This window comes from Paenibacillus sp. YSY-4.3, assembly GCF_054767475.1.
The window spans coordinates 471,874-498,807 of the sequence record NZ_BAABMC010000003.1; the positions used below are offsets into that span (position 1 = coordinate 471,874).

A 26,934-nucleotide genomic window follows, 5' to 3' on the forward strand; every position below is an offset into this window, starting at 1 on the left:
ATTTACCTGTTCTTAACAAAATATATATGCAGCCTTCCATGCCGATGCTCCGGCAGGAACACGCTTTTTAACGGGATAAGCCCGGCCTTACATTAGCATCTGCGGGTCGACGTCGATGCTGATTTGCAGCGATGCATCCCGGAGCTGATCTATCGTAGCCGCTGCGATCTCGCGTACGAGAGACACCACATCCAGATCCCCCCGATATTTTACCATACATTGAAATCGGTATCGGTTCTTGATGCGCGGAAGCGGCGATGCTACTGGTCCGAGAACGTCGAGCGCCTCTGCCGTCCGTCTATCCAAATCGCCGTACCAGCCGAGACGCTGGGCCTTGCCCCGCAGCTCGCTGGCGAAATTCTCTGCCATCCGCAGCAGCACGGGAAGCTGCTCATGGGAAAGAGTCACGAGGATTAGACGGCTATAGGGCGGATAATGCAGCATTTTGCGGTGCTGCAGCTCTTCCCTTACGAAAGAATGATAATCATGCCTGCTGGAATGAATGATCGAATAATGCTCCGGCATGTACGTCTGGATGTACACTTCGCCCGGCAGTTGATGGCGTCCGGCCCGTCCTGCCACCTGGGTCAACAGTTGGAACGTTTTTTCCGCCGAACGGAAATCGGGCAGATTCAGCGCCGTATCCGCAGCGATTACGCCAACAAGCGTCACGTCCGGGAAATCCAGGCCCTTGGCGACCATTTGCGTACCGAGCAGCACATCGCCTTTCTTCTCCCGGAAGGCCTGCAGCAATTTCTCATGCGAGCCCTTCTGGCTCGTCGTATCCACATCCATGCGAATGACCCGGATGCCCGGGAACAGCTTGGACAGCTCGCCCTCTACCCTTTGCGTCCCCGTCCCGAAATAGCGGATATGCTCGCTTTTGCACTCCGGGCACTCCGTAGGGGTAGGAGTCGCATAACCGCAGTAATGGCACCGTAAGTTATTTGACTTCTGATGATACGTTAGCGATATGTCACACTCCGGACATTCCGCCACATAACCGCAGGTCCGGCACATGACAAACGTCGAGTATCCGCGCCGGTTGAGGAACAGCACGGTCTGTTCGCCACGCTCAATCCGCTGGGCGATCCCCTGATGCAGAGACCGGCTGAACATAGAACGATTGCCCTCTCGCAGCTCCTCGCGCATGTCTATAATTTGAACGCCTGGCAGACGGCTGCCAGAGGGCCGCTGCTTCATTTCGAGAATCATCGGGGCAAAGTCATCGTTGCTCAACGATCGGGCAGCATGATAGCTCTCCAGCGAAGGCGTCGCCGAGCCTAAAATGACTGCGGCACCATGCTGGCGCGCACGTTCTACCGCCACGTCGCGAGCATGATATTTCGGTGTCTCCTCCTGCTTATAGGATGTCTCATGCTCTTCATCCATAACGATCAGTCCCAGATCGGCAAAGGGGGCGAACACGGCGGAACGGGCCCCGATCGCCACCTGGACGCGGCCCTCGCGGATTTTCCGCCATTCATCGTAGCGCTCGCCCGTCGACAAGCGACTGTGCATAACGGCGACCTTGCTGCCGAACCGTCCCTTGAAGCGCTCCACCATTTGCGGGGTCAGCGATATTTCCGGAACGAGAACGATCGCCTGCCGTCCCTGCGAAATGCAGCGCTCGATCGTCTGTAAGTAGACCTCCGTCTTTCCGCTTCCGGTCACCCCGTGCAGCAGAAATACGCGATGCCGGCGAGAATCGATAGCCTCGACAAGATAACGGTACACGTTCTCTTGCTCGGGGGTGCGTTCCAGCGGCTCCGTGGCCTTGAAGCGGCGGTCCTGGTAAGGATCACGGAACACCTCCACGTCCTCGATCGTCGCATAACCTTTGTCCGCGAGGCTCTTGACCGTCCCAGCCGTAACCTGCAGCGTCGACAGCACTTCTTGCATAGATAAGGGAACACCCACTTCCAGCAGGAATTGCAGCACCTCCTGCTGACGGCGCGCCTTGCCTCCAAATGAAGCGAGCGCCTCTTGAGCAGCTTCCCCGCTGATGGCTGCAGCGACGGTTTTGACCGTTTTCTTTCTGATCCTGTCCTTAATCACCTGGCTCTCGAATAATATCCCTTGCCCGAGCAGGTTCTTAATCACTTCGACCTTATCCGGATGACGAGTGCTTAAATGAGCCATCGTCACCGGGCCGGCTTGATTGATGTAACCGACAATCTCCCGTTCAGCGGGTCCCAGCAGAGCCCGGGAATCGAACAGAACACCCGTTTCAGGCGCCTCATTCCCCTCAGTCTGATGCTCATCCGCAACGTGAATATATCTTTCCGCTTTGCCTTTTAATGCCGAAGGAATCATGGCCTGCAATGCGGAAATCATGCTGCAGGCATATTTGCGGCTCATCCATGCCGCCAATTCCACCAAATCCACAGGCAGCGGGGGCAGCAGATCCAGCAATTCATCAATCGGCTTCATTCTCGATGAATCCATCTCCAGCTCTTCATGCAGGGAGACGACGAAGCCTTGCACGGTCCGGCGGCCGAACGGCACCCCGACCCGGCTCCCCACTTCAATCCATTTGCCCATGGACTCAGGAATTAAATAATCAAAAGGCCGGTCGGTTTCCCGGCTCGGCACATCGACAATCACTTTTGCCATTCTGTACATTACTTCGACTCTCCCGTCAAACGTGCCGCGGCCAGCTCCATAATTTCGAGCCCGATTTCCTCCTTGGACGCCCGTGGAATCGTCTCTACCAGTCCATCCGCATCGTAAATATGCACGATATTCGTATCAGTGCCAAAGCCCGCGCCCTCGGCAGTTACATCGTTAGCTACGAGGAGGTCGCAGTTTTTGCGCCGCAGCTTATCCATCGCATACTCCTCAAGCCGATCTGTCTCGGCGGCAAATCCGATCAAAAATTGCGTTTGCTTGTTCCGCCCCAGCGTCTCCAGAATATCGATGTTCTTGACGAGCTCCAGCGTCATGGAATCCCCGGACTTCTTGATCTTGCGATCGGCAGTCTGTTTAGGGCGATAATCCGCGACGGCAGCCGCTTTTACGAGAATATCCGTATCTGCCCACAGCGTATTGACCGCTTCATACATATCTTGGGCAGACTCCACGCGAACGAGGGATAACCCATCCCGGTAAAGCGGAGGAGCTACGTCCGTCCGGCCCGCGACAATCGTAACTTCTGCCCCCAAATCCAAGGCCGCCTTGGCGATCGCAAATCCCATTTTGCCGGACGAATCATTCGTTATGTAGCGTACTGGATCCAGCCGTTCTACCGTTCCACCCGCGGTAACGACGACTTTCCTGCCGGCGAGCGGCCGTTTCTCCGCACGTTCCTGGCGGGCAAAATAAGCCTGAACGGCGGCGATGATATTTTCAGGCTCCTCCATCCGGCCTTTTCCCGTATAACCGCAGGCAAGCTGTCCGCTGCCCGGCTCAACCATCAGCACGCCGCGCGCCGTCAGCTCCGCTAAATTACGCGTGACCGTCGGATGGGTATACATGTGAACATTCATAGCCGGAGCCAGCATGATCCGGGCCTCGGTAGCCAGTAAAGTAGTGGACAGCATATCGTCCGCCAACCCCACAGCCATTTTGGCGATGATATTCGCGGTTGCCGGCGCGATCAGCACCAGGTCAGCCCAATCTGCAAGGTCGATGTGCGCGATGACCTGCGGGTTCTTCTCGTCGAACGTATCCGTGTAAACAGGGTGCTTGGACAGCGCCTGCAGCGTCAGCTCCGAAATGAACTTAGTCGCTGACTCCGTCATGATGACGCGGACCTCCGCGCCTTGCTGCACGAGCTTGCTGCAGAGTGATGCTGCCTTGAAGGCAGCGATGCCGCCGGTAACCCCCAGCAGTATTTTTTTGCCGGTTAACATCGGTGATCCCCTCTCTTTCCGCCCCTATTCCTAACAAGAAAAAAACAACAACCTCGCGGTTGTCGTAAGAAAAACACTAAAAGTGTCCTAATAGCAGCCCGGAGGCCATGCTTCTTATTCGTCAGCAGTCTGGTTCTCGTCTACGCCCCGTCTGATCTTGATGAAATCTCCGTAAATTTCCTCCAGCGCCACGCCGACTTGCTTATGGGATTTCGGTTGCTGCAGCTCGCTCTTCTCGCCTTCTCTGAGCTGTCTTGCTCTGCGGGATGCGGCTACAACTAGGGAGTATTTACTGTCGACTTTATCCAGCATTCTATCAATAGATGGATATAACATGTTCAACAACACCTCTTCAAATATTCATCGAATCACAGCACTGCTGCGCTCGTCTATTTCCTGACTTTGCAATGCTCGGCTGTAATGATGGCCTCAATTCTCTTGCAAGCAAGATCGATTTCATCGTTCAATACAGCGTAATCATAGTGTTTGAGCAGGGCGATTTCATCCGCAGCCACGGACATCCGATGATCGATCGTCGCCTGGTTCTCCGTGCCTCGCCCTTGAATCCGCCCCTTCAGCTCGTCCAATGACGGCGGGAGCAGGAACACGAATACGCCCTCCGGGAACTTCTCCTTCACCTTCAGCGCGCCCTGAACCTCGATCTCCAAGATGATATCCTTACCGCTCTCGATCGTCTGTTCCACGAAATCACGCGGAGTTCCGTAATAGTTGCCGACATACTCGGCATATTCGAGCAACTGGTCGTTCTCGATCATTTCGAGAAACTGCTCACGGGTCTTGAAAAAATAATTCACACCGTGCTCCTCGCCCAGCCGCGGCTGCCTTGTTGTCGCAGACACGGAATACACAAGCTCTGGCAAACGATGTCTTAATTCATTGCAGACCGTTCCTTTTCCCACTCCGGACGGTCCGGATAATACGATAAGTAGCCCTTTTGCCATTGTTCTCTCCATTATTCGTCGTTGTCGTCGTCTTTGATGGATAGACGATGCGCGACCGTCTCCGGCTGTACCGCCGATAAAATGACATGGTCGCTATCCGTGATGATAACCGCCCGGGTCCGGCGCCCATAAGTGGCGTCGATCAGCATATGACGGTCTCTCGCCTCTTGAATGATCCGCTTGATTGGGGCGGACTCAGGGCTGACAATGGAAATGATGCGATTCGCCGATACGATATTTCCAAAACCGATGTTAATAAGTTTAATTGCCATGGTTAGGTAGTTCCCCCTAATTTTCTCGATTCGGTTACAAGCAGGTAGAGCATTACTCCATATTCGCTGCTTGTTCGCGAATCTTCTCCAATTCTGCTTTCATTTCCAACACACGGTTGACTAAAGCCAAGTGGTTGGCTTTTGATCCGATCGTATTAGTTTCGCGATTCATTTCCTGTATTAAAAAATCCAGCTTACGCCCGATTGGCTCGCGGGTATTCAGCAATCCGCGGCACTGCTCGAAATGGCTCTTCAATCGGATAAGTTCCTCGTCGATATTGGATCGGTCCGCAAACAGCGCAATCTCCATCGCAAATCTCTGCTCATCCAGCGCGCCGTCAAATAATTCAGTGAGGCGGCCTTGCAAGCGGGAACGGTAATCGCTCACCACTTCCGGAGCGAGCCTCGCGAGTTCGGCATGAAGCTCATCCAGCTTCAGCAGTCTGCTCTCCAAATCGCGAACAAGATGAAGCCCCTCCTTCTCGCGCATTCGCAGCAGTCCAGACACTGCCTCCTCGAGCCCGTCCTGCAGCACGCTCTCCCAACCTTCATCCTGCGAGGTCGCTTCCTCCCCAGACAAATCAGGAGCCGTTAGCACATCAGGCAAGGTCAGAATATCCTTGGCGGTAAGATCGGACTTCACACCGTAATTCCGGCTGAGTTCCTCGGCTGCCTGCAAGTAAGACTGCACGATGGAAGGATTCAATACAAATGGCAAAGAGCTGCTGTCGTCGCGCTCTTTGCTAATGTATACATCAACCCGGCCACGCTTGACATGGCGCTGCACAAGGCGCCGCAGCCCATCCTCATAGCATGTCCATTCCCGGGGCATGCGCAGAACGATTTCGGCATACCGGTGATTGACGGATTTAATTTCAAATTGAATAACATAACCGCCGTAATGCCTGGCGGACTGTCCGTATCCTGTCATACTGTGAGACAAAGGTATCACATCCGTTACCCTATTGTAATTGATAATTATGAACGAGACAAGTAGCGTGATCGATGTGCGGATTTCTCCCAGACATAATTACTCAAAATGACGCTCATCTCATAAAACATAAAAGGAGTTATCAAATAAATGCCGTTAAAATGCTCCAAAGCCGTGTCCAGCAATTCCTTGGCGATTTCCACGCCGACTTTGCGGCCTTCCTCTCCCTGCAGCCCTTCCATCCGCTTTCTGACGCTGTCGGAGAGCTGGATGCCGGGAACCTCATTGTGCAGATACTCAGCATTCTTGCCGCTGGCCAGCGGCATAATGCCGATGAAGATCGGGATATCCAAGTGAGCGGTCGCCTCCTTGACCGCAACGATCAGTTCGGGGTCATAGACTGGCTGAGTCATAATATAGTCGGCCCCGGAGGCGATCTTTTTCTCCAGGCGCTCGACGGCTTTATGCAAATGCTTCACGTTCGGGTTGAAGGCGGCGCCGACTACGAACTTCGCCTTCTGCTTCAGCGGTTTGCCTGAGAAGGCAATCCCATCGTTTAGCTGCTTGATCATACGGATGATTTCAAAAGAAGTTAAATCATATACCGAGCTCGAACCAGGCAAATCGCCGAAGCGGGCCGGATCGCCGGTCACAGCCAGGACATGGTCGATACCCAGGGCATCGAAGCCCATCATATGCGATTGCGTGCCAATCAAGTTCCGATCACGGCAGGCAATATGAATGAGCGGACGCAGCCCCACCTCAGACTGGACGAGATGTCCCAGCGCCATGTTGCTCATCCGCGTCACAGCCAGCGAGTTGTCGGCCAGGGTCAAGGCATCGACTCCCGCTTCCTTCAGAGCCGCTGCTCCATCCATAAACCTCTGGATATCCAGATCGCGCGGAGGATCAAGCTCTACGATAACCGTATGACGCTCTTTCACAAGCTCCACGATGCTCGGCTCCGCAGCTTGTCCCCCGAGGCTCTCACCAACCTGAGCCTCCCGCTCAACAGCGATAACTGAAGACCGTACTGCAGGCAGAACCGTCCCTTCCTGAAGCGGCTTCGCTGCGTAACCGGACAGCGCTCCGGCAATCGCAGAAATATGCTCCGGCGTCGTACCGCAGCAGCCACCGATCAGCCGGGCGCCAAGGTCTGCGAAGGAAAGCGCACATTCACCGAAATATTCCGGAGTTGCTCCATATACATATTCTCCATCTACATAGTCTGCTAAACCCGCATTCGGGAAGACGGACAACGGAATATCGAGCGGGCCGCCAAGGCCCTCCATCACACTCATGATTCCTTTAGGGCCTGAATGGCAGTTGAAGCCGAGTACGTCAGCGCCCTCCTGGCGCAAAACGCCGAAGGCTTCCTTAATACTGTAACCGTCCAGGGTACGGCCTAGCTGATCTACGGCGAATTGGCAAATGACAGGAATTGAAGTATGCTGCCGCGCCTTGCCGAGCGCAATCCGCATTTCATCCAGATCATAGAAGGTTTCGAACAGAAGCGCGTCGACATCCTCGGTCAGCAATGCGGCAATTTGCTGCTCATAATATTGATTCAGCTCCTGAACGGAGACGTTGACCCGTTTGCCCCCGCGAATGGATCCTACCGCGCCGGCGACATAAGCATCTGCTCCTGCCACGTTTCTGGCAATGCGCACAGCCGCTTTATTGATTTCCTCTACCTTGGATTCCAATCCGAATTTAGCGAGCTTATAATAATTCGCCGAGAACGTATTCGTTTCCAGCAGCTGCGCCCCGGCCTCTATATAACGGCGATGCACGTCGCCGATCACTTCTGGTCTTAATAGATTAAACTCTTCATAAGAAATGCCCACGGGAAAACCTAGCTGATATAAATAGGTGCCAAGTGCCCCATCCCCGATCAATACCTCATGCTTCATTTTCTCGCGTAAATCCGGCCTCATATTCCTTACCTCCACAGCCCACATTCTATTTCAAGACTTATCGCAAACTCGTTTGCATTCTAATGTACCACAAAATCAGGCTGAATGGTTAGAAAAAGCATCATGTACTCCTCAGGCGGATCGCTGCCATTCCTCACTGTTCCCCTGATTCACGCAGCAAAAAAAGAAGAGGCCACATGGCCTCTTCTTAACACGGTTGCCCGATCCTTCCCTCGTACACCGTCTCTGCAGGACCGCTCATATACACATGATTATCCGCTTCGCTCCATTCCACGTACAATTCCCCGCCTTCAAGGCCGATCCAGGCCGCGCGGTCCGTATATCCGTGAAGAACGGAGGCGACCAGCGCAGCGCAGGCTCCGGTTCCACAGGCCAAGGTTGAGCCGGCTCCACGTTCCCATACCCGCATTTCCACGCGGTCTCTGGCCGTGATCGTAACGAATTCAACATTCGTTTTTTGCGGGAAAATAGGATGCTCCTCGAGCAAGGGTCCCCACTTATACAAATCAAACACTGCTGCATCTTCGACATAAATAACGCAGTGGGGGTTGCCCATGGAGACCGCGGTAAACCTAAATTGTTGCCCGCTTGCTTCCACCGGCCAATCCAGTACCGGGCTTGCTTCAACCGTAGTCGGGATGGCGGCCCCGCGGAGAATCGGCTCCCCCATATCGATACGCACCGACGAGACGGTTCCTGAATCCATCTTCAGCACCGCATGCTGCACGCCGGCGCCCAATGTTTCGATGCTGACCTTCCCGCGGTCGATATACCCCTTCTCAAACACGTACTTGCAGACGCAGCGAATGGCGTTCCCGCACTGCTCTGCTTCCGTTCCGTCAGAGTTGAAAATCCTCATTTGAAAGTCCGCCCGTTCCGACGGCAAAATAAACACCAACCCATCGGCTCCCACGCCGAAATAGCGGTTGCACCATTTAACAGCGAGAGATGAAGCTTGCCCGGGCAGCTCCTTCTCTCCATAAATAACGAGGAAATCATTTCCGAGCCCGTGCATTTTCGTAAATTTCATCGATACCACCCCTTCAAGCTTTGGCCAGCAAAGCTAAACTATGGGGTTATTCTATATTTTGAGGGCTCGAAAAGGTATTGATTTTATGCACGAAAATTTGTACTCTTCGCCGGCACGAACGGACCAGAGTTGTTGTATTTGCGGCGGTTTCTCCGCCCTGACCAAACGCTGCCTGCGCCAAGCAGGAACGTCGGAATACCCGCAGCTACGAATGTGATGGACCAATCCCGCAGCGAGAGCGGCACGGTCTTGAAGATCGGCTGCAGCGGTTCGATGTAGATGACCCCGAGCAGCAATAGAATAGAAGATAACACCGCGATGACGAGCAAGCGATTTTGCAAAATGTTGCGGTGAAAAATAGATCGCGAGCTGCGGCAGTCGAAAACATGAATGAGCTGGGCCATGACCAGCGTGGCGAACGCCACCGATTGCGCTTTAGCGAGCTGGCCCTCCGCTCCCGGATTGCTCTGCAGCGTAATCCAGAACGCACCGAGCGTACACAAGCCGATCAATAGGCCACGGCTCAGGATCTTCCAACCGAGGCGGCGGGCGAAGATGTTCTCGGTCGCGCCCCGCGGCTTATGCTCCATCAGGTCCTTCTCCGGCTGGTCCACGCCGAGCGCCATGGCAGGCAGGCCGTCCGTCACTAAATTAACCCATAGAATCTGGATTGGCATGAGCGGCAGCGGCAGACCGGCCAGCATGGCGAACAGCATCGTCAGTATTTCGCCCACGTTGGAGGCCAGCAGATACCTAATAAATTTGCGTATATTCTCGTAAATGTTCCGTCCTTCCTCGATTGCGGCGACGATCGACGAGAAATTATCGTCGGTCAAAATGAGCGAGGACGCTTCTTTGGAAACGTCAGTACCCGTGATGCCCATGGCGATGCCGATGTCGGCCGCTTTGATGGCAGGCGCATCATTGACGCCGTCCCCCGTCATGGCGACGACATGCCCCCTGCGCTGCAGGGCTTTCACGATGCGGAGCTTATGCTCCGGCGATACCCGGGAGTAAACGCTGATGCCGTCCGCCTTCGCCTCCAACTCCTCATCGCTGAGCATGTTTAGCTCCGACCCAGAGAGCGACTCGCCGCCGCGCTGCAGAATCCCCAAATCCTGGGCGATCGCTTCGGCGGTGAGACCATGGTCCCCCGTAATCATCACCGTCTTGATGCCCGCCTTGCGGCAGACTGCGATCGCATCGCGCACCTCTCGCCGCGGCGGGTCAATCATGCCGGTCAGGCCGACGAACACCAGCTGCGATTCTACTGTATCTTCGCTGTTCGTATTTTCATGGGAGCGCAGCTCGCGATAAGCCATGCCCAGGACGCGGAGCGCCCGGCGCGCCATTTCTTCGTTCGCGGCCTGCACCTTCTGGCGCAGCGTGCCCGTGAAGGGTACGACTTTGCCCTCCCATAATATGTACGAGCAGCGCTCCAGCAGCATATCCGGCGCCCCTTTCACAAAAGCCAGGGCTCCGCCCTGGTGGGATACGACGACAGACATTCTTTTACGTTTGGAATCGAACGGATGCTCCTTCTCACGCTTGTATATTCCACTTAGCGTGTTTTCGGTCAGCCCCATTTTAGCCGCTAAGGTGACAAGCGCCCCTTCTGTCGGGTCCCCCTTCAGCTGCCAGCGGCCCCCTCCCGGCTCCTCCTTGCCTTTACGCCGGCCGCCTGCGCTTTCCTCCTCTTCTTCCTCGTAAATGACAGCATTGCCGCACAATGCGCTGATTTGCAGCAAACGGCGCAGGCTTTGGTCTTTCTTCACATCAAGCGGCTGCCCCTTCTCCGTAATATGACCCACGGGCTCATACCCGTCGCCCGTCACTTCGAGCGGCCGCCCTTCCATCCAAACATGCGTAACCGTCATTTTGTTTTGCGTCAAGGTGCCGGTCTTGTCGGAACAGATGACCGAGGCGCAGCCCAGCGTCTCGACGGAAGGGAGCTTGCGCACGATCGCTTTACGCTTGATCATCCGCTGCACCCCTAGCGCCAGAGCAATTGTCACGATCGCCGGCAGCCCCTCTGGAATGGCCGCAACAGCGAGGCTCACGCCGGCAAAGAACATATTTCCGGGAGGCTGTCCGTGAATGATTCCGACCACGACGACGAGAACCGTCAAGCCTAGAGCCAAATAAATCAAGATCTTGCCGAGCTGCTCGAGCCTCCGTTGAAGCGGCGTCTCCTGCACTTCCGTATTCTGGATAAGGTCGGCGATTTTACCCATCTCCGTCTCCATCCCCGTACGGATGACAACGCCTTTTCCGCTGCCCCGTGTAACCATCGTCCCCATGAAGCCGATATTTTTCTGATCGCCGAGCGGAACTTCGCTTTCCCGGATCGTCTCCGAGTGCTTATTCACCGGAAGGGATTCGCCGGTTAACGCGGATTCCTCCGCATCAAGGCTGTTCGTCACCAGCCAGCGAATATCAGCCGGAATGCGGTCCCCGCTCTCTACCATGACGATATCTCCTGGAACGAGCTCTCTCGCTGTAATATCGCAGAAGCGTCCTTCCCGCAGAACTTTGGCATGGGGAGCGGACAATTGCTTGAGCGCCCTTAGCGACCGCTCCGCACGAAATTCCTGAATAAAGCCCAGGACCCCGTTAAGTATGATGATGGCTATAATAGTAACGGCGTCCAAATATTCGCCGAGAAGTCCGGATATTAAAGTAGCTGCCATCAGTACGAGCATCATGAAATCCTTAAATTGGTTCAAGAAGAGGAGTACCGGCGAAACTCGCTGCATTTCTTGCAGCTCATTCCAACCGCCTTGCTCCTGTCTGCGCCGCACCTCTTCCTCGGTCAGCCCTTGCTCCCGCGTGACGCCGAACCGTTCGAGAAGCTCCTCCCCACTCCGCTGGTGCCAGTTTTTTTGTTCCATCCTCCCTATTCCCCTCCCGTATTTTATACCGTTTTACAGAGCGAAGGCTTTTCCACCTAGGGTAAATGTATTCGGGCCAGTCCTAAATTATCACAGGGGAGGACTTAAGTTTTTGCATGAAGTATGGCATCATAGAGAGAGCGCGGTACGCGCCAAGGCACTTATAAGAGGGAGATTACACAATTATGGCACTTGACGGAATCGTTACGCGTTCCATCGTCCACGAGCTGCAAATTTGCGTGGGCGGACGCATTAACAAAATACATCAGCCATCCGAGAGCGACATCATTTTCAATCTGCGCTCGCAGGGTGCAAACAGAAGATTAATCTTATCGGCTAATCCGACTTATCCGCGCGTACATCTTACGGAGCAGTCCTTCCCTAACCCGCAGGAGGCTCCCATGTTCTGCATGCTGCTGCGCAAACACTGCGAGGGCGGTGTCATCGAAGCAATTACCCAGTACGGGATGGAGCGGATTATCGCAATCGATATCAGGCAGCGCGATGAGCTTGGGGATATTTCCGCCAAACGGATCATTATCGAGCTGATGGGACGGCATAGCAATATCATTCTCATCGATCCTAACACGGGCGTGCAGCTGGACGGCATCCATCACGTGACCCCTTCCATCAGCAGCTACCGGGTTGTCATGCCCGGATTTGCCTATACGAACCCGCCGGAGCAGCATAAGCTAAATCCGCTGGAAGCCGGCAAGGAGGATTTCCTCACAGCCTGGCGCGAAGCCGGGGAAGCGGCAGCAGAATCCAGTCACTGGCTGGTGCAGGCTTATAGCGGCCTCAGCCCGCTGATCGCGGAGGAAATCTACTACCGTGCCCGTCACAACGAAGCTGACGCCAAAGCTCCCCCTGTGCAAAAGCCTCTGGAGCCTGAAGCGTTATGGTCGGCTTTCTCAGCAATGATGCTTGATATTTCCAGCCATCAATATCAGCCGATGACCGGCAACAACAGCAAAGGAAAGCATGTGTTTTCGTCCGTTCTGTTAAGCATGGTGCAGGAAGAGATTCGGACGTACGACTCGATCAGCGCCTGCATGGAGGGCTATTACGGGGAAAAAGCGCTGCGCGATACCGTGAAGCAAAGGACGAGCGATCTGCTGCGTTTTCTGCAAAATGAGCGCAGCAAAAATATAAAGAAGCTGACGAAGCTGCAGGAGGATCTGGCGGAAGCCGACGATGCCGAGAAATACCGGATCTCTGGGGAACTGCTCCTTGCCTCCCTTCACCAAATTGATAAGGGCGATAAAGAGGTGGAGCTCATCAATTACTACGATGAAGAGCAGAAGCCTGTAAAGGTATCGCTCGATCCGCTGCTGACCCCGTCCGAGAATGCGCAGCGTTATTTCAAGAAATACAATAAATTCAAGAACAGCCTGGCGGTTATCGATGAGCAAATGGACATCGCCCGCAGGGAAATCACTTATCTGGAGGGCTTGCTCCAGCAATTAGAGTACGCGACGTTAAACGATATCGATGAAATCCGCGAGGAACTGACCCAGCAAGGATACTTACGGGAACGCAGCGGCAAGCACAAAAAGAAAAAGAAAAGTGACCGCCCGACGCTCCATGTCTATACTTCGTCCGAAGGCATCGACATTTACGTCGGCAAGAACAATCTACAGAACGAGTACGTGACCAACCGGCTGGCCAGCCACAATGACACCTGGCTGCATACGAAGGACATCCCGGGCTCCCACGTCGTCATTCGAAGCGCCTCTTATGGGGAGGCCACATTAAACGAAGCGGCCCAGCTAGCAGCTTACTTCAGCCAGGCCAAGGAATCCAGCAGCGTACCCGTAGACTACACACTTATCAGGCATGTCCGCAAACCAAATGGCGCCAAGCCCGGCTTCGTCATTTACGAGCAGCAGCGTACTCTGTTCGTCACACCCGACGAGGCGCTCGTTAAGAGCCTGCCTAGTGCCATCAAATGAGCAAGATAAGCGGAGATTGATCCGATCGCCTTACACAACAAAAATCCTTCGACCGTTCGCTGTTGTTCAGCTAAAACCAAGTCGAAGGATTTTTTAATTCGATTAGGTATTTATTTCAAATGTATCAGCTTAAACCCGAGCGAAGGCGTAGCTGTTCCAAGGTACTTAACGGTACCGTGCGTGAACCGATATCCCCATGAAAGACGACATCCTGCCGGACGCCATGATAATCGGAACCGGCAGTCGGGATCAGGTCGAACTCTTTCGCGATTTCCAGGTAACGCTGCTCGTCGGCTGCCCCATGGTCGGAGTGATACACTTCGATTCCAGCGGGCTGTCCCTGGGCAATAATCCGCTTGACCAGCCCGTCATCCCCATATAACCCGGGGTGCGCCAGCACGGGGGCGCCGCCGGCCTCGCGGATCCATTGCATCGCCTCTTCCGGAGCGATCCTGGGGACACTTGCATAGGCTGGCTTCCCTTCGCCAAGATAACGGTCGAAGGCATCCCGCATATTCTCGGCATAGCCTTTGCGGACCAGCGCATCGGCGATATGCGGCCGGCCGATGCTCTCATCAGGACGAAGCGGGCGGCCAAGCCCGTCCTTGATTTCTTGGAGCGTCAGCGGCATCCCAAGGGCATGAAGCTTTTCCAAAATGAGATCGTTCCGCGCTTCTCGAGTAGCCCGGAGCTTCTGCAGCCTGCCCAACAACCTCTCATCCCCGGTATCGATATAATAACCCAGCACGTGAATGTCGCGGCCAGCTGCGACTGTGCTGATTTCAACGCCTGGAACTACCGTAATGCCGTATTGCTGTCCGGCGACTAGCGCCTCTTCAATCCCGGCTACCGTATCATGATCCGTAATCGCTATGGCGGCGAGGCCCTTCACTTTAGCGAGACGCACATTTTCCACCGGAGCGTTCATGCCGTCGGAGGCCCGGGTATGGGTGTGCAAATCACATAAATCTTGGAGTACCGTATCGTTCATCAAGGAGTCCCTCCCTAAAAATATCTACAAAGGCAGCTGCTGTTCCCGCAAAAAGGTCAGAAACGTAACTGCAGATACCGGAAGCAGCGTGGATTTCAAATGTATGGAGTAAAACTGGCGTTTGAACGTTACATTCTCGATTTCCAGCACCTCCAGCAATCCTAGGGCCAACTCGTGCTTCACGGACGAGGGAGACAGGAAGGTGAGCCCGAAGCCTGCCTCCACCGCCGACTTCACAGCGCCCGTGCTCCCGAGCTCCATGACGATATCCAGCTCCGCAAGATCGATTCCGCTGCGTTCCAATTGTTCCTCCATCACCTGCCGTGTCCCTGATCCCTTCTCCCTCAGCACAAATGGGTATTCCAAAATATCGGCAAGCTTCAACTGGTCCTTATCTGAGAGCGGATGCCCGGCAGGCACGACCAGCTTCAATTCGTCCTCCATGACCGGTTCGGAAATCATATCAGGATGGTGCACCGGCGCTTCGACCAGGCCAAAGTTAAGCTGATGGCCTACGATTTCGTCGATGATTTGCGTCGTATTCATCACCTTCAGCACGATAGAAATGTGTGGATACTGGCGCCCGAACGGGCCGAGCAAGCGCGGCAGCACATATTCGCCGATCGTAAGGCTGGAGCCAAGCAGCAGGCGCCCTTCCAGCATGGACGTGAACTGCGACATCGCCTTCTCTGTCTCGCGCATGAGCTCGATGCTTTTACGCGCATACGGATATAAAGCTTTTCCCGCTTCAGTCAAATCAATACGCTTCGTCGACCGGACTAGCAGCTTCGTGCCGAAATAATCCTCAAGCGATTGAATTTGCATCGTTACCGCAGGCTGGGTCATATGCAGCGCCTGCGCGGCCGCGGAAAAGCTTCCTCGCTGGGCAACGGTATAAAAAATATGTAATTGGTGATAATTCAAAGCCATCTTCGCTTCACTCCTTCATCTCCACTACAATAGCATGTCCAAGCAAACAAAAAAAGCAAACACCTCTTTCGTGTGTCTGCTTATCACCGCGTCTTGTAAATTGAAATCCAATCGGCCTATTTCCGCTTGCGGCTGTTCTTCATGAGCGTCATACGGCGGGAATGCCGCAGCCAGGAATAATAGGACCGCAGGTCGCGCAGCTCGATCGTCTCGGACATGCGTCCGAGAAACGTCACGATGATCATTCTATGCATAGGTCTTCCGACCAAATCGTATTCTCCGGGAATTTCAGAAAATTCAGCGACCATCACCAAATCATCGTCCACCAAATAAACGTCTTCTTCATTACGATAATAATGCTTGATCCGTCCCTGCTTAAGGCATTCCCAAGCCCAGACGGCAATTTTCTCAAAGCCTTTGCTGGATTGGTCTATCCTGTCGCGATATCGCATCATGGCATGGTTAGTGATCACGATATCGGAGACTCTCTTATCGCCTAAAGTTATGTGAAAAGCCTCATAAGTTCCCCACCGCTCCGTAACCTTGTCTCTCATGACGCACCCCTCATGTCTTGTAGTTAATAGGTCTTTGTGACTAAGTATATTTACCTATAATCATACATCACTTTCCATTATTCTACAAGGGAGGCCTTAATCTTAGAACCAAAATCTATGAGAAAAATTACTCCGCTTTAATTTTTTTCACTAATTCGTAACTTCCTAAGGCCAGCATTAGCGTCTCCAGGTCATAACCACCTTTGAGCTGCACGGTCAAAGCCATGCTCAGCCACTGCTCCTCACGCTCAACTTCAAAGGACAGCACGGTAATATGAAACTCTCCAAGCAGCTTTAAAATCCGCTTCAGCGCTTCTGATTCATTCTCGAGCACAAGGATGATATTCTCGACCTTTGGAGAGGTCAACCGGCCTAAGCGGCCATGCAGCACGATTTGTCCCACGAAAATAATCAGCATCACACCGATTCCGACGAAATACATGCCGGCTCCTACCGCCATGCCTATTCCCGCCGTCGCCCAAATTCCGGCTGCCGTAGTCAAGCCCTTCACCGTATGCTTCTGCATGAATATCATGCCCGCCCCCAAAAAGCCGACCCCGCTCACGACACCGGCCGCGACTCTTGACGGATCGAGCGACAGGTTGCTCCAGCCGATCTGATCCTGAAAACCGTACTTGGAAATGATGATCATGAGGGCAGAGCCAGCAGCCACGATAAAATGCGTCCGCACTCCCGCTTCCTTCATGCGGCTCTTTCGCTCAAAGCCGATGACATAACCGCAAAATCCTGCGATCAGCACGCGCAGCAGCAGTTCATACTCCATGATTTCCGCCTCCTGACGTTGTTCTGCTCCATTCTGAGGTAAAACCGTAAAAAATAAAGAGCGCCCCGCAGGGTCGCTCTTTATTGTATCCCGCCGGCGTTCTAATAAGTCCTACGCCAATCGGGCAATGAATATTCGTGCTCGCAACTTGGATATCTACAATCCATAATACTGCGTCTTATCTGAAACTTCCTTCGTATATTCCGTCTTGATTTCATTGCGGTACGATCGTTCGATCTTCCGAACATAAGACAGCTTGCGGATATTGCGCATGATATCTTCTGCGCGCTCCGCATTTACATACATGACGACGTAATGCATCCGCCGGGATAAATAATGCACGCTCCCGTATTTCTCCAGATTTCTTGCCGCCTTCAAATCGCTTACCCAAATAATATAGCCTGTACGTTCCGGAAACATGTAATCCCCCCAATTTCGTCGTCCGCAAATGATAGTGCCGAGGTGCCGCGATTATCCGCAGCTGCATTTACCTCCGCTTCCGCAGCCTCCACCCTTCGGATTCGGATCGTTGCCCGGCACCTTGATCGTGTCGGATACGGAATAAGCTATCGTCTCCGACATCAGATGCAGTATGTCGTCCAGTTCTTTCTCTGCCGCTTTGAAGCTGCGTACGGCCTCGAACTGCTCCAGCTCCTTCTCCACCAGAGCTACTTTGTCTTTCGCCTCATGGTAATTGGGATGGTAATGTCCGAATCGCTCCGTCTCCTCAAAAAGCTCCTTCTGCCCATCAAGCTTTCTGACGTAAGCCTGAATCTCCGGATCCTCCTCCACGCGTCTCTTCCAGTATAAATAATCGGATACCGCGATGGAATTGTTTATCATATCGCCTAATTCATAGGCGTATGTCAAAAGCTCGGCCATGTCGACCGTCTTCAGTTCGGTTACGCTCATGAATCTCAACTCGATTCTATATAGAATGGTCTACTTAAAAATTCGTTCAAAAATAAAATTATCAGTAGACTACATTATAATAACATATTCGGTTTCCGAGCAGAAGGGTTTCCCGCGAATCCTTATGTCCGATAACCCGTTGCCGTCTCCGGAAGGAGCAGGCGCATAATCTCCCAATCCTCCGGGGCGAGCACAGCATCCCGGCCTTCAGGGGCGTTGGGCGAGAATAGTTTGCCAACAACCTGCCAGCCTGCATCCTCTTGCAAGCCTGTAGGCAAATATTCAAACATTTCTCCCTTGATTTCCAAAGCGAGCATAACACGCCACTTTATGGCCTGGCTTACTATTTCCCGTGCGGTTGAGGAATGATAGCTTCTTGCCGTCTTCAGCCACATCGTAGGAACCTGAGCCAGCCCGGGAAACAGCTCTTCCTGCTTCAGGCCGGCGTCATATAAGCGATAAGCAGAGCGATCCTCCCCGCAAAATATCCAGCCACGGCCGATTCCGCCAGTGAGTGGGTTATCATTTGGTCCTCCTTTCATTGGCAAAGAAATATCCAGTCGCGGGAAAGGCGTCCCTTCCCCTGGCTCCCCTAACTGTCTCCCCCATTCTTCGAGGGCGAGGGCCACATTGTCGGGGACGCCCGAGAAGGAGTGCCGCAAATGATCGAGCGCTTCCCGCCAGGAGCGGCCGTTCCTGATGCCTCCGGCGATGCTCTCCTGCGTGATCCGGTACACCGACATGCGGTCTGCAGAAATGCACTCGCTAAAGGCCTCCAGCTCCCAGCGGAAGGCGAAAGGCACCTCAGGAGAAACCATCATTTCGAAATCTGGCTGTACATAGAAGCCGAATTTCGCAGCTTCACGGTCTTCGAATCGATGCCAATCGTCTTGTTCCAAATCCACCCTCCCTGGCAGGTCGATCCAGCGAAAAATACGTTCCCACGCGTCGTTGCACCCCAGCTCCAGCCAACCGAAACCGCTCAACGCCTCCATCCAGCCCCATATCCAGCTCCGCCATTCTTCAGAAAGGCTCGAGCGAAGCAGCTTCTCCTCCTGCATCCATTGGATAAACATCTCGAAGGAATACCACTCCCCCTGCGCCAAACTCGGGGATGACAAGGCATAAACAAAATGCTGCAATCCGGCCTCCGCAGGAACATATTTAAGTTGAATTCGCCGATACAGCTCTGCATTCATTTCGTCTACACTGTGCTCGAGCCATAAAGCTATCGCCTGCACATTCAGCTGCCACGCTTTTGGGGCCTGAATGATAATCCCTGATTCCAGCAATAAATCCAGCACGACGGCCGTTGAAGCCGGAATCGCCTCTTTATGGGGGTATTCAAGCCCTAAGCCCGTTAAGTCTGTCGGCTGCAGCGCCGTTTGCTCGCTTAACTTCACCACTGTCCGTTGATGAATGGCTCCTTTCACCGTAACGGGCATCCCATGCCTCGCAATCCAAACGAGGCTGCGGAACAAATCCAAAACGAGCCCCCGCTTGGCCTCCTTGATAAGTTTGATTTCATACCCGCAAATCGGCGAAAGCTGTGGTTTGATCCAGTGCTTATGAATCACCCCCGTAATTTCATGCGGAATAAAGAATAGACGTTCACCCCAGGGATTGCGGGCGGAAACCAGATAGTGATGACGCAACAGAACCGGGACAGCTGCACGCAAATCAGCCGCCGTGGTCCGGCCCTCGGCGGCCTTCGGCAAATGCTCAAGCTTGAAAGACAGCCCGGCAAACCGCCGAAAAATCAAAACTAAGGCCGTTTTAGCGGATTGCGGCAGCTCTTCCCGTCCGCATTCATGGACCTTGGCCGTTTTCGTTTGCATGTGCTCCATATTCATGCTTAGAGTACCTCCCTTTGGGAAGATGCATCTTGATAGGAACCGTCGTCGCGGCGAATCATGTATTCATAGCCCTGCTCGACAAGAAAAAGCTGGCGGCGCAGGGCAAAATGCTGCTCCCTGCTGTCTGCGGAGACTAAGCTATAAAAATACGCGTTATCTCCCGCCACCTTCGGGCGCAATATCCGGCCAAGCCGCTGCGCTTCCTCTTGTCTTGAGCCAAAGCTGCCCGATATTTGCACGGCCACCGAAGCGTCCGGGAGATCTACGGCAAAGTTGGCGACTTTGGACACAACAAGCACTTTCACCTGCCGTTCGCGAAAGGCCTGAAACAACCGGATCCGCTCCTCCTGCGGGGTGCTTCCCGTAATAAGCGGTGCCTGCAGCACGACCGCCGCCTGGGTGAGCTGCTGCAAATATTGACCGATGATGAGGATTTGCCTGCCTTCATGCAAGCGCAACAGCCGCTCTAGCCAGTCGATCTTTCGGGAATTTTCGGCAGCAATTCTGAACTTCTCGCGTCCCGGGGCGGCTTCATACTTTTCCCTCAGGGATGGGGCCATTGCAACCTGGATTTCCTGGCATTCAACCCGGGCGATATGCCCGGTCATTTCCAAATCGCGCCAAGGCACCTCATAAAGCTTGGGTCCGATCAGTGAGAACACGTCCCGTTCGCGGCCGTCTTCCCGGACGAGAGTTGCCGTCAGGCCGAGGCGCCGGGTCGCTTGAATATCAGCCGTAGCCCGGAATACGGGCGCCGGCAGCAGGTGCACCTCATCGTAAATGATCAGTCCCCAGTCCCGCTCGTTAAATAAGCGCATATGCCTGAAATCTTCGTCTTTTTTAGAGCGGTGGGTCAAAATTTGGTACGTCGAAACGGTAACCGGACGCACCTGCTTCTTGCCGCCGGAATATTCCCCGACCTCTTCGGACGTAAGCGTCGTCTTCTCGCAGATCTCTGCGATCCATTGCCGCACAGAGGTGACATTCGAGGTCAATATCAGGGTCTCGCACTGCAAGCGCGCCAGGGCGGCTAGCCCGACTACTGTCTTCCCAGCCCCGCACGGCAGTACGATCACTCCGCTTCCGCCATGCCCCGCCTGCACTTCGGAACGGTTCGCCTGGCCGGCAAACGCATTGACTCCTTCTGATTGGTAATTCCTCAGCGCAAAATGCCGGCCATCCGCAAGCACGGTCCTGAGAGCCAGCGGCAATTTATGTCCGCGATGATACCCCGCTTCATCGCTGACGGGATAACCTAGACGTGCCAGTTCCTGCTTAAGCAGGCCGCGGAAGAACGCAGGAAATCGCAACCGGGAGCCTTCCCGCTGCAGCCTGAAAGATGTCAGGGAGTTTTCCCTCTCCAGTTGTTCCAGTAGGGCCGAATCCGAACACCGCTGCTCAAGATAGATCATGTCCGGCTCCTTCTCCGATCGAGTCAAAGCCAAAGAGCCGTAACGTGACATCCACATGTGGATGTCGGAAAGCACCTTGCCCGGCACCTCCCATCTCGCCAAGCTGCGCAGCATTTCTACAACGTCGTCCGCCGTTTTGCCCCCTGCTGCGGCATTCCATAAAGATAGCGGCGTAATTCGGTATGTATGAAACAGGGCCGGACTTTTGACGAGCTCCGCAAAGAGAGCCAGCTTATTCTTGGCCTGTTCGAAGCCGGGATGCTCCTTCTCCAGCAGAACCGTAAAATCACGCTGCACAATGCATGCTCCCGTTCCGTTCATCAAATGGGCCTCCTTCTTCTAAAGATAAATTTTGCGATATGGAAAAGAAGAAGCCCGCAAGCAATGCGAACTTCTTCTCTGAAATTGGCCTAGCATGACTAGTGGACTTGATGGGAAATCTCGCTGAGCGCATCGCCAGCTTCATCGGAAAAATTGTTGCGTACAGCCATATCTCCGATCGACACGATCCCGATGAGCCGTTCTCCTTCCGTTACCGGCAGGCGGCGAATTTGCTGCTCCGCCATCATTTCCGCGGCATCATCGACCGGCGTGTCCGGCGAAGCGCAGCGGATGCCCCGCGTCATGACCGTCTCCACGGCCGTTGAACCAGGATGCTTATCCGCGATCGCTCGAATAACGAGGTCGCGGTCGGTAATGACGCCGATCAGCCGATCTCCATTCTCAACGACGGGAATAAAGCCCGTATCATGGTTTTTCATTTTAACCGCGACCTCATAAATATTGTCTTTCGGCGATACGGTAACCACTTGGTCAGTCATGATGTCCTTTACTTTTCTCATTATGCCATCCCTCCATCATTTAGATTTCCTAGGAGGGGGCTATATTATGCATGGCCCTGGGCTGAAGACTTTAGATATTAATTAAGGCTGATTCACTTGAAAGGCTTCCGCCATCGCGATCAAGAGATTGGCAGCATGCAGCATCGCCTCTTCATCGATATCGAATTTCGGATGGTGATGCGGATAAATCGCATTCTTCTCCGGATTTCCGGCTCCTACAAGCATGAAGACGCCGGGAACCCGCTGCAAATAATAAGCAAAATCCTCGGCAGGCATAATTTGCGGTGAGAGCTCGCTTGACAGCCCGGTCTCCCGCTCCGCAACCTCCCGAAATCTTTCGTATTCCTCCTGATGATTGACTAGGCTCGGATAACCGGTCATATAATCAATCGCCACACCCGCTCCATAAGCCTGTGCCGTTCCTTCTGCCAACTGTTCGATCCTCTCGCGGATTATCCTGCGGGTCTCTTCCTGGAAGCAGCGGACCGTGCCGGCTAATCGGCATGTATCGGCAATTACGTTCTGAGCCGTGCCGCCGTGAATGGAGCCGATCGTCACGACAGCGGGATCCAACGGATTGACCGAACGGCTGACAACGCTTTGCAGTTGCAGAACAAGCGCCGCTCCGGCAACGACGCTGTCCACCGCAGCATGCGGCATTCCGCCATGGCCTCCGCGGCCCGCCAGCTCGATGAAGAATTCATCCGTCGACGCCATTAGCGGCCCCGGTCGACTGGCCGCCGTGCCTACCGGGATCGGCGTCCATAAATGCACTCCGTAGATCACGTCCACGCCGTCCAGCGCCCCGGCCTCGATCATGGACAATGCTCCTCCCGGACAGACCTCCTCCGCCGGCTGGAAGATAAGCCGGATTTCGCCTTGAAGCGTCCCTCTTCGGGTGCTGAAATATTCGGCAACGCCGAGCAGAACAGCAGTATGGCCATCATGTCCGCAGGCGTGCATGACGCCGGGAACCAAAGACGCATATTCACAGGTCTTCTCGTCCTGAATCGGCAGCGCATCCATATCAGCGCGCAGCGCGACCGTCTTCCCCGGCAAATGGCCGCGAATCGTGCCCACGACTCCGTTCCCTCCGACGCCAACCGCTGCATCGATGCCTAGCTCCTTTAGCACATCGGCGACGTATGCCGCCGTTTTCTGTTCCTTGAACGACAATTCCGGGTGGCGGTGCAAATACCGTCGGCGCTCCACCATAACCGGAAACAATGATTTTAGCGCTTCCTCTCTCATTGACTTCCACTTCCTTCTTCGTCAATAACGCATCAAACTGCCGGAGGCATGCCCGCCGGCATACGATATGTATTATTGTAGCAGAAAAATCAGCGCCCTCAATATAGGGCGAATCACTATACCCCTCACCATTCTGAAGCGTTTCCTACGCTTGCACAAGTGGTGGAAACATAATATCATGGGAGAAGAACTTTTAAGGAGGCATTTTACACGATGATTCTCGAAAATACCGGTTTGAACGGATTAAAAAGCGACTTGTCCTATCTGGACGAATCCGCGGAGAAAGTCGGGTTTATTCGCTGGCAATGGGAATATTACCGGGCTACATACGATTACAAAATAGAAGCAAATGATAACGAGTACTTCCTTCGCATTAACACGCGAGCTGTAGAGGGCAAATTGGAGCGTCCGGACACGGTTCTGGAAATTGAAGCAGTATATATTGGACGGGCCACATTCCCGCATGGGCTGGAATACGAATCGGAAATTCCGGCATTCGTGTTAAAGACGGCCAACCTTAAGCTATCCGAACTGAAACAGCTCCTAGAGGCGTAAGGAACTTGGCATGAGAGACAGCAAATCAGAGCCCAAACGCGGAGCTCCCGATTTTCAACTACTCATCCTCACCTTATTATTGGTTGGCTTCGGGATCGTCATGGTGTTCAGTTCCAGCTCCAGCATTACTTTGGTAAGCGAAAAATTTGGTTATGATTTGATGTACTTTACGAAACGTCAAGTGATCTTCGGAGGAGTCGGCCTGATTCTCATGTTCATTACGATGAACATCCCTTACGATAAGTTCAAGAAGCTGTTTGTGCCTGTATTTATCTTGACTATCATCATGCTGTTTCTCGTTCCGTTTTTGGCGGTTGACATCAACGGGGCCAAGAGCTGGTTCCTGATCGCCGGTCTAGGCATTCAGCCTACCGAGCTGGCGAAGATCACCACCATCCTGTATTTGGCCGCGCTGATTTCCAAGAAAGGGGAGCGGTTCCGAGATTTAAGGACCGGCTATATCCCCGTAATGGTGATCGTCGGCTTCATCGCAGGTCTAATCATGCTTCAGCCTGACTTAGGCTCCTGCCTTATTCTGGTCGCAACCGCGGGCCTAATCATTTTTGCCGGCGGAGCGAACTTGAAGCATATCCTCGGTTCGATTGCCCTGCTGATCCTAGGCGCAAGCCTCGTTCTAGGTGCCGGAGCGCTTTGGGACAAAATCAGTCCGAGCGAATCGGTGTCATCAGGCGGAAGCAGCTATAAGATGGGACGGATCAAATCATTCATCGATCCTTGGGAAGACCCGCAGCATACCGGCTACAACCTGATCCACTCCCTTACCGCACTAGGCCATGGCGGGCTTACGGGAGCGGGATTCGGCCAAGGCATTCAGAAGCTGCATTATCTGCCCAACTCGTACAATGACTTCATTTTCTCCGTCATCGGCGAAGAGTTCGGTTTTATAGGCAGCATCATTTTCTTATTGTTCTACACCTACTTCATATGGAGGGGACTGCTTGTCTCGCTCCGATGTTCCAGTATGTTTGGCTTGCTGACAGGTGTAGGGATCATGGGACTCATCGCAATCCAGGCCTTCGTTAATATCGGGGGCGTAACACGGACGATACCCATTACCGGCGTAACGCTGCCGTTCATCAGCTACGGCGGCTCCTCCCTGCTTGTCATGATGGGAGCAATGGGCATCGTACTCAGCATCTCGCGCGACTCTTCCCTGCCTGCAAAGCAGGAACGGACCAAGTCCGTCGTTGTGAAGGATCCATCGTATGAGTTGAGCCATCCCAGACGCCGCCATCTATAGCATGAAGAAACGAAAGAAGACTACGGGTTCCCCGTAGTCTTCTTCCTTCCATGCCGATCGGTTCAAATACTTCTCGAACCATCTATGTACCGTTACGCTGCATGATCAGATTTCATCATCTTTGAATGCAACGCCTTCAACTTTTACATTGACTTCCACGGTTTTAAGTCCAGTCATGCTTTCGACCGCTTCACGAACATTTTGCTGCAGCATCCGACATACCTCATGAATCGGTGTCTCGTACAGTACAATAATACGGAGATCGATTGCCGCTTCCAACTGACCGACTTCTACGGTGACGCCCTTTTGCACGTTCTTGCCGCTTAACCGCTTCGCCCATCCTTCTGACAAGCCGCCGGACATTGCCGCGATTCCCGGTGTTTCCAGGGCTGCCATCCCAGCGATTTTTGCAACGACGTCATCTGAAATTCGAATAAGCCCATTATCTAACTGTAATTGTTCGGTCATGGTCCATTCCTCCTTCAACCTCATTATTATTTATTGTAATTCCTACACTGTTGTAAAGCAAATCGGAATATTCTTTTTTAGTAGATCGTTTTTATTTTATTCAAATTGGTTATATTGAATTTGATATAATTCATGCAAAGCCGAGGTGCCATCATGCGAAAATTTGTATCGCCAAGCCTGTTAATCATTTTCTTTATTTTAAGCGCCGCAGGGCATTATGCACACTGGCCAGCCACGTGGCAGTTCATCATTTCCGCCGTCGCCGTCATTTGTGTTGCCGGATTTCTAGGAAAAGCGACCGAAAGCGTAGCTCATTATGCCGGCCAGCGTCTGGGCGGATTTCTCAACGCGACCTTCGGGAACGCTGCAGAGCTGATCATCGGCATTCTGCTCGTCCGCGAAGGCTTATTCGATATGGTTAAAGCGAGCATTACCGGTTCGATTATCGGCAATCTGCTGCTTGTCTTAGGTTTAAGCCTGTTCGCTGGAGGATTGAAGCATAAAATACAACGGTATAACGTATCGCTGGCTGGCATGAACGGGTCGCTGATGATCGTTGCGATCATCGCTTTGTTTGTACCGGCCATTTTTCTGCAGACACATGTCCTTCATGAGGAGGATCGCACTACACTTAGCCTTGTCGTCGCCGGAATTCTCATCGTTTCTTATTTGCTATGGCTCGTCTTTTCTATGATTACGCATAAGGATTATTTAGCCGATGTCACGGAAGCCGGCAAAGGGGCGAACAAAGAAGTTGCCACCGACTCGGACAGCATAGGCCTGGCTACTGCAGGAGGCTCGCATGAATTGCCGCCCGCATGGTCCAGAGGCAAATCAATCGCATATCTCATCCTGGCAACGGTCATGGTCGCTTTCGTCAGCGAATGGCTCGTAGGAACGCTGGATACGTTCACAGAGCGTTTCGGTCTTAGCGAAATATTTGTCGGTGCTTTCGTTGTTGCTATCGTTGGGAACGCAGCAGAGCACAGTGCGGCCGTTTTGCTGGCCATGAAAAATAAGATCGGCGCCTCCGTAGAAATCGCCGTGGGCAGCAGTCTGCAAATCGCATTATTCGTCGCTCCGGTGCTCATCTTTGTCAGTCATCTCTTCGGCCGGCCGATGGATATCGTGTTCACCGTGGTCGAGCTTGCAGCCATCGGCGTGTCCGTCTTTATCGCCAAATCAATTACTCAGGACGGTCAGACGAATTGGTATGAGGGCCTGCTCTTGATCGCTGTCTATGCAATTCTGGGGGTCTCGTTCTACCTCGTATAACGCCGCCAAAATAC

At 53.5% G+C, this 26,934-nt stretch carries 24 protein-coding genes; 4 read left to right on the forward strand and 20 right to left on the reverse strand.

Annotation, left to right across the window (positions count from 1 at the left end; translation table 11 throughout):
- Positions 1-87 precede the first annotated feature (87 nt).
- From priA to ACYUJT_RS13005, 9 genes are all read right to left on the reverse strand, one after another.
- Positions 88-2,625, reverse strand: coding sequence for a primosomal protein N' (priA, locus tag ACYUJT_RS12965; RefSeq protein ID WP_460322620.1), 2,538 nt, complete (start codon positions 2,623-2,625; stop codon positions 88-90).
- On the reverse strand, positions 2,625-3,854 hold the full coding sequence (coaBC, locus tag ACYUJT_RS12970; protein ID WP_460322622.1) for a bifunctional phosphopantothenoylcysteine decarboxylase/phosphopantothenate--cysteine ligase CoaBC: 1,230 nt from the start codon (positions 3,852-3,854) through the stop codon (positions 2,625-2,627). The genes priA and coaBC overlap by 1 nt, the downstream gene beginning before the upstream one ends.
- 114 nt (positions 3,855-3,968) lie before the next feature.
- Positions 3,969-4,190, reverse strand: a complete 222-nt coding sequence (gene rpoZ, locus ACYUJT_RS12975) for a DNA-directed RNA polymerase subunit omega (RefSeq protein WP_460322625.1) — start codon at positions 4,188-4,190, stop codon at positions 3,969-3,971.
- Positions 4,191-4,243: 53 nt separating this feature from the next.
- Positions 4,244-4,816: a guanylate kinase gene (gmk, locus tag ACYUJT_RS12980; RefSeq protein ID WP_460322627.1), complete on the reverse strand. Its 573-nt coding sequence runs from the start codon at positions 4,814-4,816 to the stop codon at positions 4,244-4,246.
- Between the two features lie 11 nt (positions 4,817-4,827).
- A complete protein-coding gene (remA, locus tag ACYUJT_RS12985; RefSeq protein ID WP_019639066.1) occupies positions 4,828-5,088 on the reverse strand; it encodes an extracellular matrix/biofilm regulator RemA in 261 nt (86 codons plus the stop codon).
- Between the two features lie 52 nt (positions 5,089-5,140).
- Entirely contained in the window at positions 5,141-6,031 is an 891-nt protein-coding gene (locus tag ACYUJT_RS12990) for a YicC/YloC family endoribonuclease (RefSeq protein ID WP_460322630.1), read from the reverse strand.
- A 35-nt stretch (positions 6,032-6,066) separates the two neighbouring features.
- A complete protein-coding gene (locus tag ACYUJT_RS12995) occupies positions 6,067-7,956 on the reverse strand; it encodes a bifunctional homocysteine S-methyltransferase/methylenetetrahydrofolate reductase (protein WP_460322632.1) in 1,890 nt (629 codons plus the stop codon).
- A 187-nt stretch (positions 7,957-8,143) separates the two neighbouring features.
- Complete coding sequence (gene dapF, locus ACYUJT_RS13000; protein ID WP_460322634.1) at positions 8,144-8,986, reverse strand: diaminopimelate epimerase; 843 nt, start codon at positions 8,984-8,986, stop codon at positions 8,144-8,146.
- Between the two features lie 83 nt (positions 8,987-9,069).
- Entirely contained in the window at positions 9,070-11,877 is a 2,808-nt protein-coding gene (locus ACYUJT_RS13005; protein WP_460322637.1) for a calcium-translocating P-type ATPase, SERCA-type, read from the reverse strand.
- A 185-nt stretch (positions 11,878-12,062) separates the two neighbouring features.
- Here ACYUJT_RS13005 and ACYUJT_RS13010 point away from each other — a divergent pair, with 185 nt between their 5' ends.
- Positions 12,063-13,829 carry an Rqc2 family fibronectin-binding protein gene (locus tag ACYUJT_RS13010; RefSeq protein ID WP_460322638.1) on the forward strand — a complete coding sequence of 589 codons (1,767 nt, stop codon included), beginning with the start codon at positions 12,063-12,065 and terminating at the stop codon, positions 13,827-13,829.
- Between the two features lie 124 nt (positions 13,830-13,953).
- Here ACYUJT_RS13010 and ACYUJT_RS13015 read toward each other — a convergent pair whose 3' ends face one another.
- The 10 genes from ACYUJT_RS13015 to ACYUJT_RS13060 all read right to left on the reverse strand — a co-directional run bounded on the left by ACYUJT_RS13015 (position 13,954) and on the right by ACYUJT_RS13060 (position 23,361).
- The gene (locus ACYUJT_RS13015; protein ID WP_460322641.1) at positions 13,954-14,820 is read right to left on the reverse strand and encodes a PHP domain-containing protein; all 867 of its coding nucleotides are present in this window, start codon (positions 14,818-14,820) and stop codon (positions 13,954-13,956) included.
- Positions 14,821-14,844: 24 nt separating this feature from the next.
- Positions 14,845-15,750 carry a selenium metabolism-associated LysR family transcriptional regulator gene (locus ACYUJT_RS13020; RefSeq protein ID WP_460322643.1) on the reverse strand — a complete coding sequence of 302 codons (906 nt, stop codon included), beginning with the start codon at positions 15,748-15,750 and terminating at the stop codon, positions 14,845-14,847.
- 116 nt (positions 15,751-15,866) lie between these two features.
- A complete protein-coding gene (locus tag ACYUJT_RS13025) occupies positions 15,867-16,304 on the reverse strand; it encodes a hypothetical protein (protein ID WP_460322646.1) in 438 nt (145 codons plus the stop codon).
- Positions 16,305-16,431: 127 nt separating this feature from the next.
- Positions 16,432-17,088 carry an MgtC/SapB family protein gene (locus tag ACYUJT_RS13030; RefSeq protein WP_460322647.1) on the reverse strand — a complete coding sequence of 219 codons (657 nt, stop codon included), beginning with the start codon at positions 17,086-17,088 and terminating at the stop codon, positions 16,432-16,434.
- Positions 17,089-17,244: 156 nt separating this feature from the next.
- Entirely contained in the window at positions 17,245-17,508 is a 264-nt protein-coding gene (locus tag ACYUJT_RS13035; RefSeq protein WP_460322649.1) for a YlbG family protein, read from the reverse strand.
- Between the two features lie 51 nt (positions 17,509-17,559).
- Positions 17,560-18,000, reverse strand: a complete 441-nt coding sequence (locus ACYUJT_RS13040; protein ID WP_460322651.1) for a YlbF/YmcA family competence regulator — start codon at positions 17,998-18,000, stop codon at positions 17,560-17,562.
- Between the two features lie 122 nt (positions 18,001-18,122).
- The gene (locus ACYUJT_RS13045; protein ID WP_460322655.1) at positions 18,123-19,853 is read right to left on the reverse strand and encodes a helicase-associated domain-containing protein; all 1,731 of its coding nucleotides are present in this window, start codon (positions 19,851-19,853) and stop codon (positions 18,123-18,125) included.
- A 2-nt stretch (positions 19,854-19,855) separates the two neighbouring features.
- Positions 19,856-21,589, reverse strand: a complete 1,734-nt coding sequence (locus tag ACYUJT_RS13050) for a DNA repair helicase XPB (RefSeq protein ID WP_460322657.1) — start codon at positions 21,587-21,589, stop codon at positions 19,856-19,858.
- A gap of 98 nt (positions 21,590-21,687) precedes the next feature.
- Positions 21,688-22,110 (reverse strand): CBS domain-containing protein, encoded by a 423-nt coding sequence (locus tag ACYUJT_RS13055; RefSeq protein ID WP_460322660.1) that lies wholly within the window; start codon positions 22,108-22,110, stop codon positions 21,688-21,690.
- Between the two features lie 81 nt (positions 22,111-22,191).
- Positions 22,192-23,361 carry an amidohydrolase gene (locus ACYUJT_RS13060; RefSeq protein WP_460322663.1) on the reverse strand — a complete coding sequence of 390 codons (1,170 nt, stop codon included), beginning with the start codon at positions 23,359-23,361 and terminating at the stop codon, positions 22,192-22,194.
- Positions 23,362-23,574: 213 nt separating this feature from the next.
- On the opposite strand from ACYUJT_RS13060, the gene ACYUJT_RS13065 reads away from it, so the two are divergent.
- Positions 23,575-23,916, forward strand: a complete 342-nt coding sequence (locus tag ACYUJT_RS13065) for a YugN family protein (RefSeq protein WP_055107558.1) — start codon at positions 23,575-23,577, stop codon at positions 23,914-23,916.
- 10 nt (positions 23,917-23,926) lie between these two features.
- Positions 23,927-25,177, forward strand: a complete 1,251-nt coding sequence (gene ftsW, locus ACYUJT_RS13070; RefSeq protein ID WP_460322666.1) for a putative lipid II flippase FtsW — start codon at positions 23,927-23,929, stop codon at positions 25,175-25,177.
- Between the two features lie 105 nt (positions 25,178-25,282).
- On the opposite strand, the gene ACYUJT_RS13075 is transcribed toward ftsW, so the two are convergent.
- Complete coding sequence (locus tag ACYUJT_RS13075) at positions 25,283-25,645, reverse strand: Asp23/Gls24 family envelope stress response protein (RefSeq protein ID WP_155610298.1); 363 nt, start codon at positions 25,643-25,645, stop codon at positions 25,283-25,285.
- A 153-nt stretch (positions 25,646-25,798) separates the two neighbouring features.
- Here ACYUJT_RS13075 and cax point away from each other — a divergent pair, with 153 nt between their 5' ends.
- The gene (gene cax / locus ACYUJT_RS13080; protein WP_460322669.1) at positions 25,799-26,920 is read left to right on the forward strand and encodes a calcium/proton exchanger; all 1,122 of its coding nucleotides are present in this window, start codon (positions 25,799-25,801) and stop codon (positions 26,918-26,920) included.
- Positions 26,921-26,934: the final 14 nt, after the last annotated feature.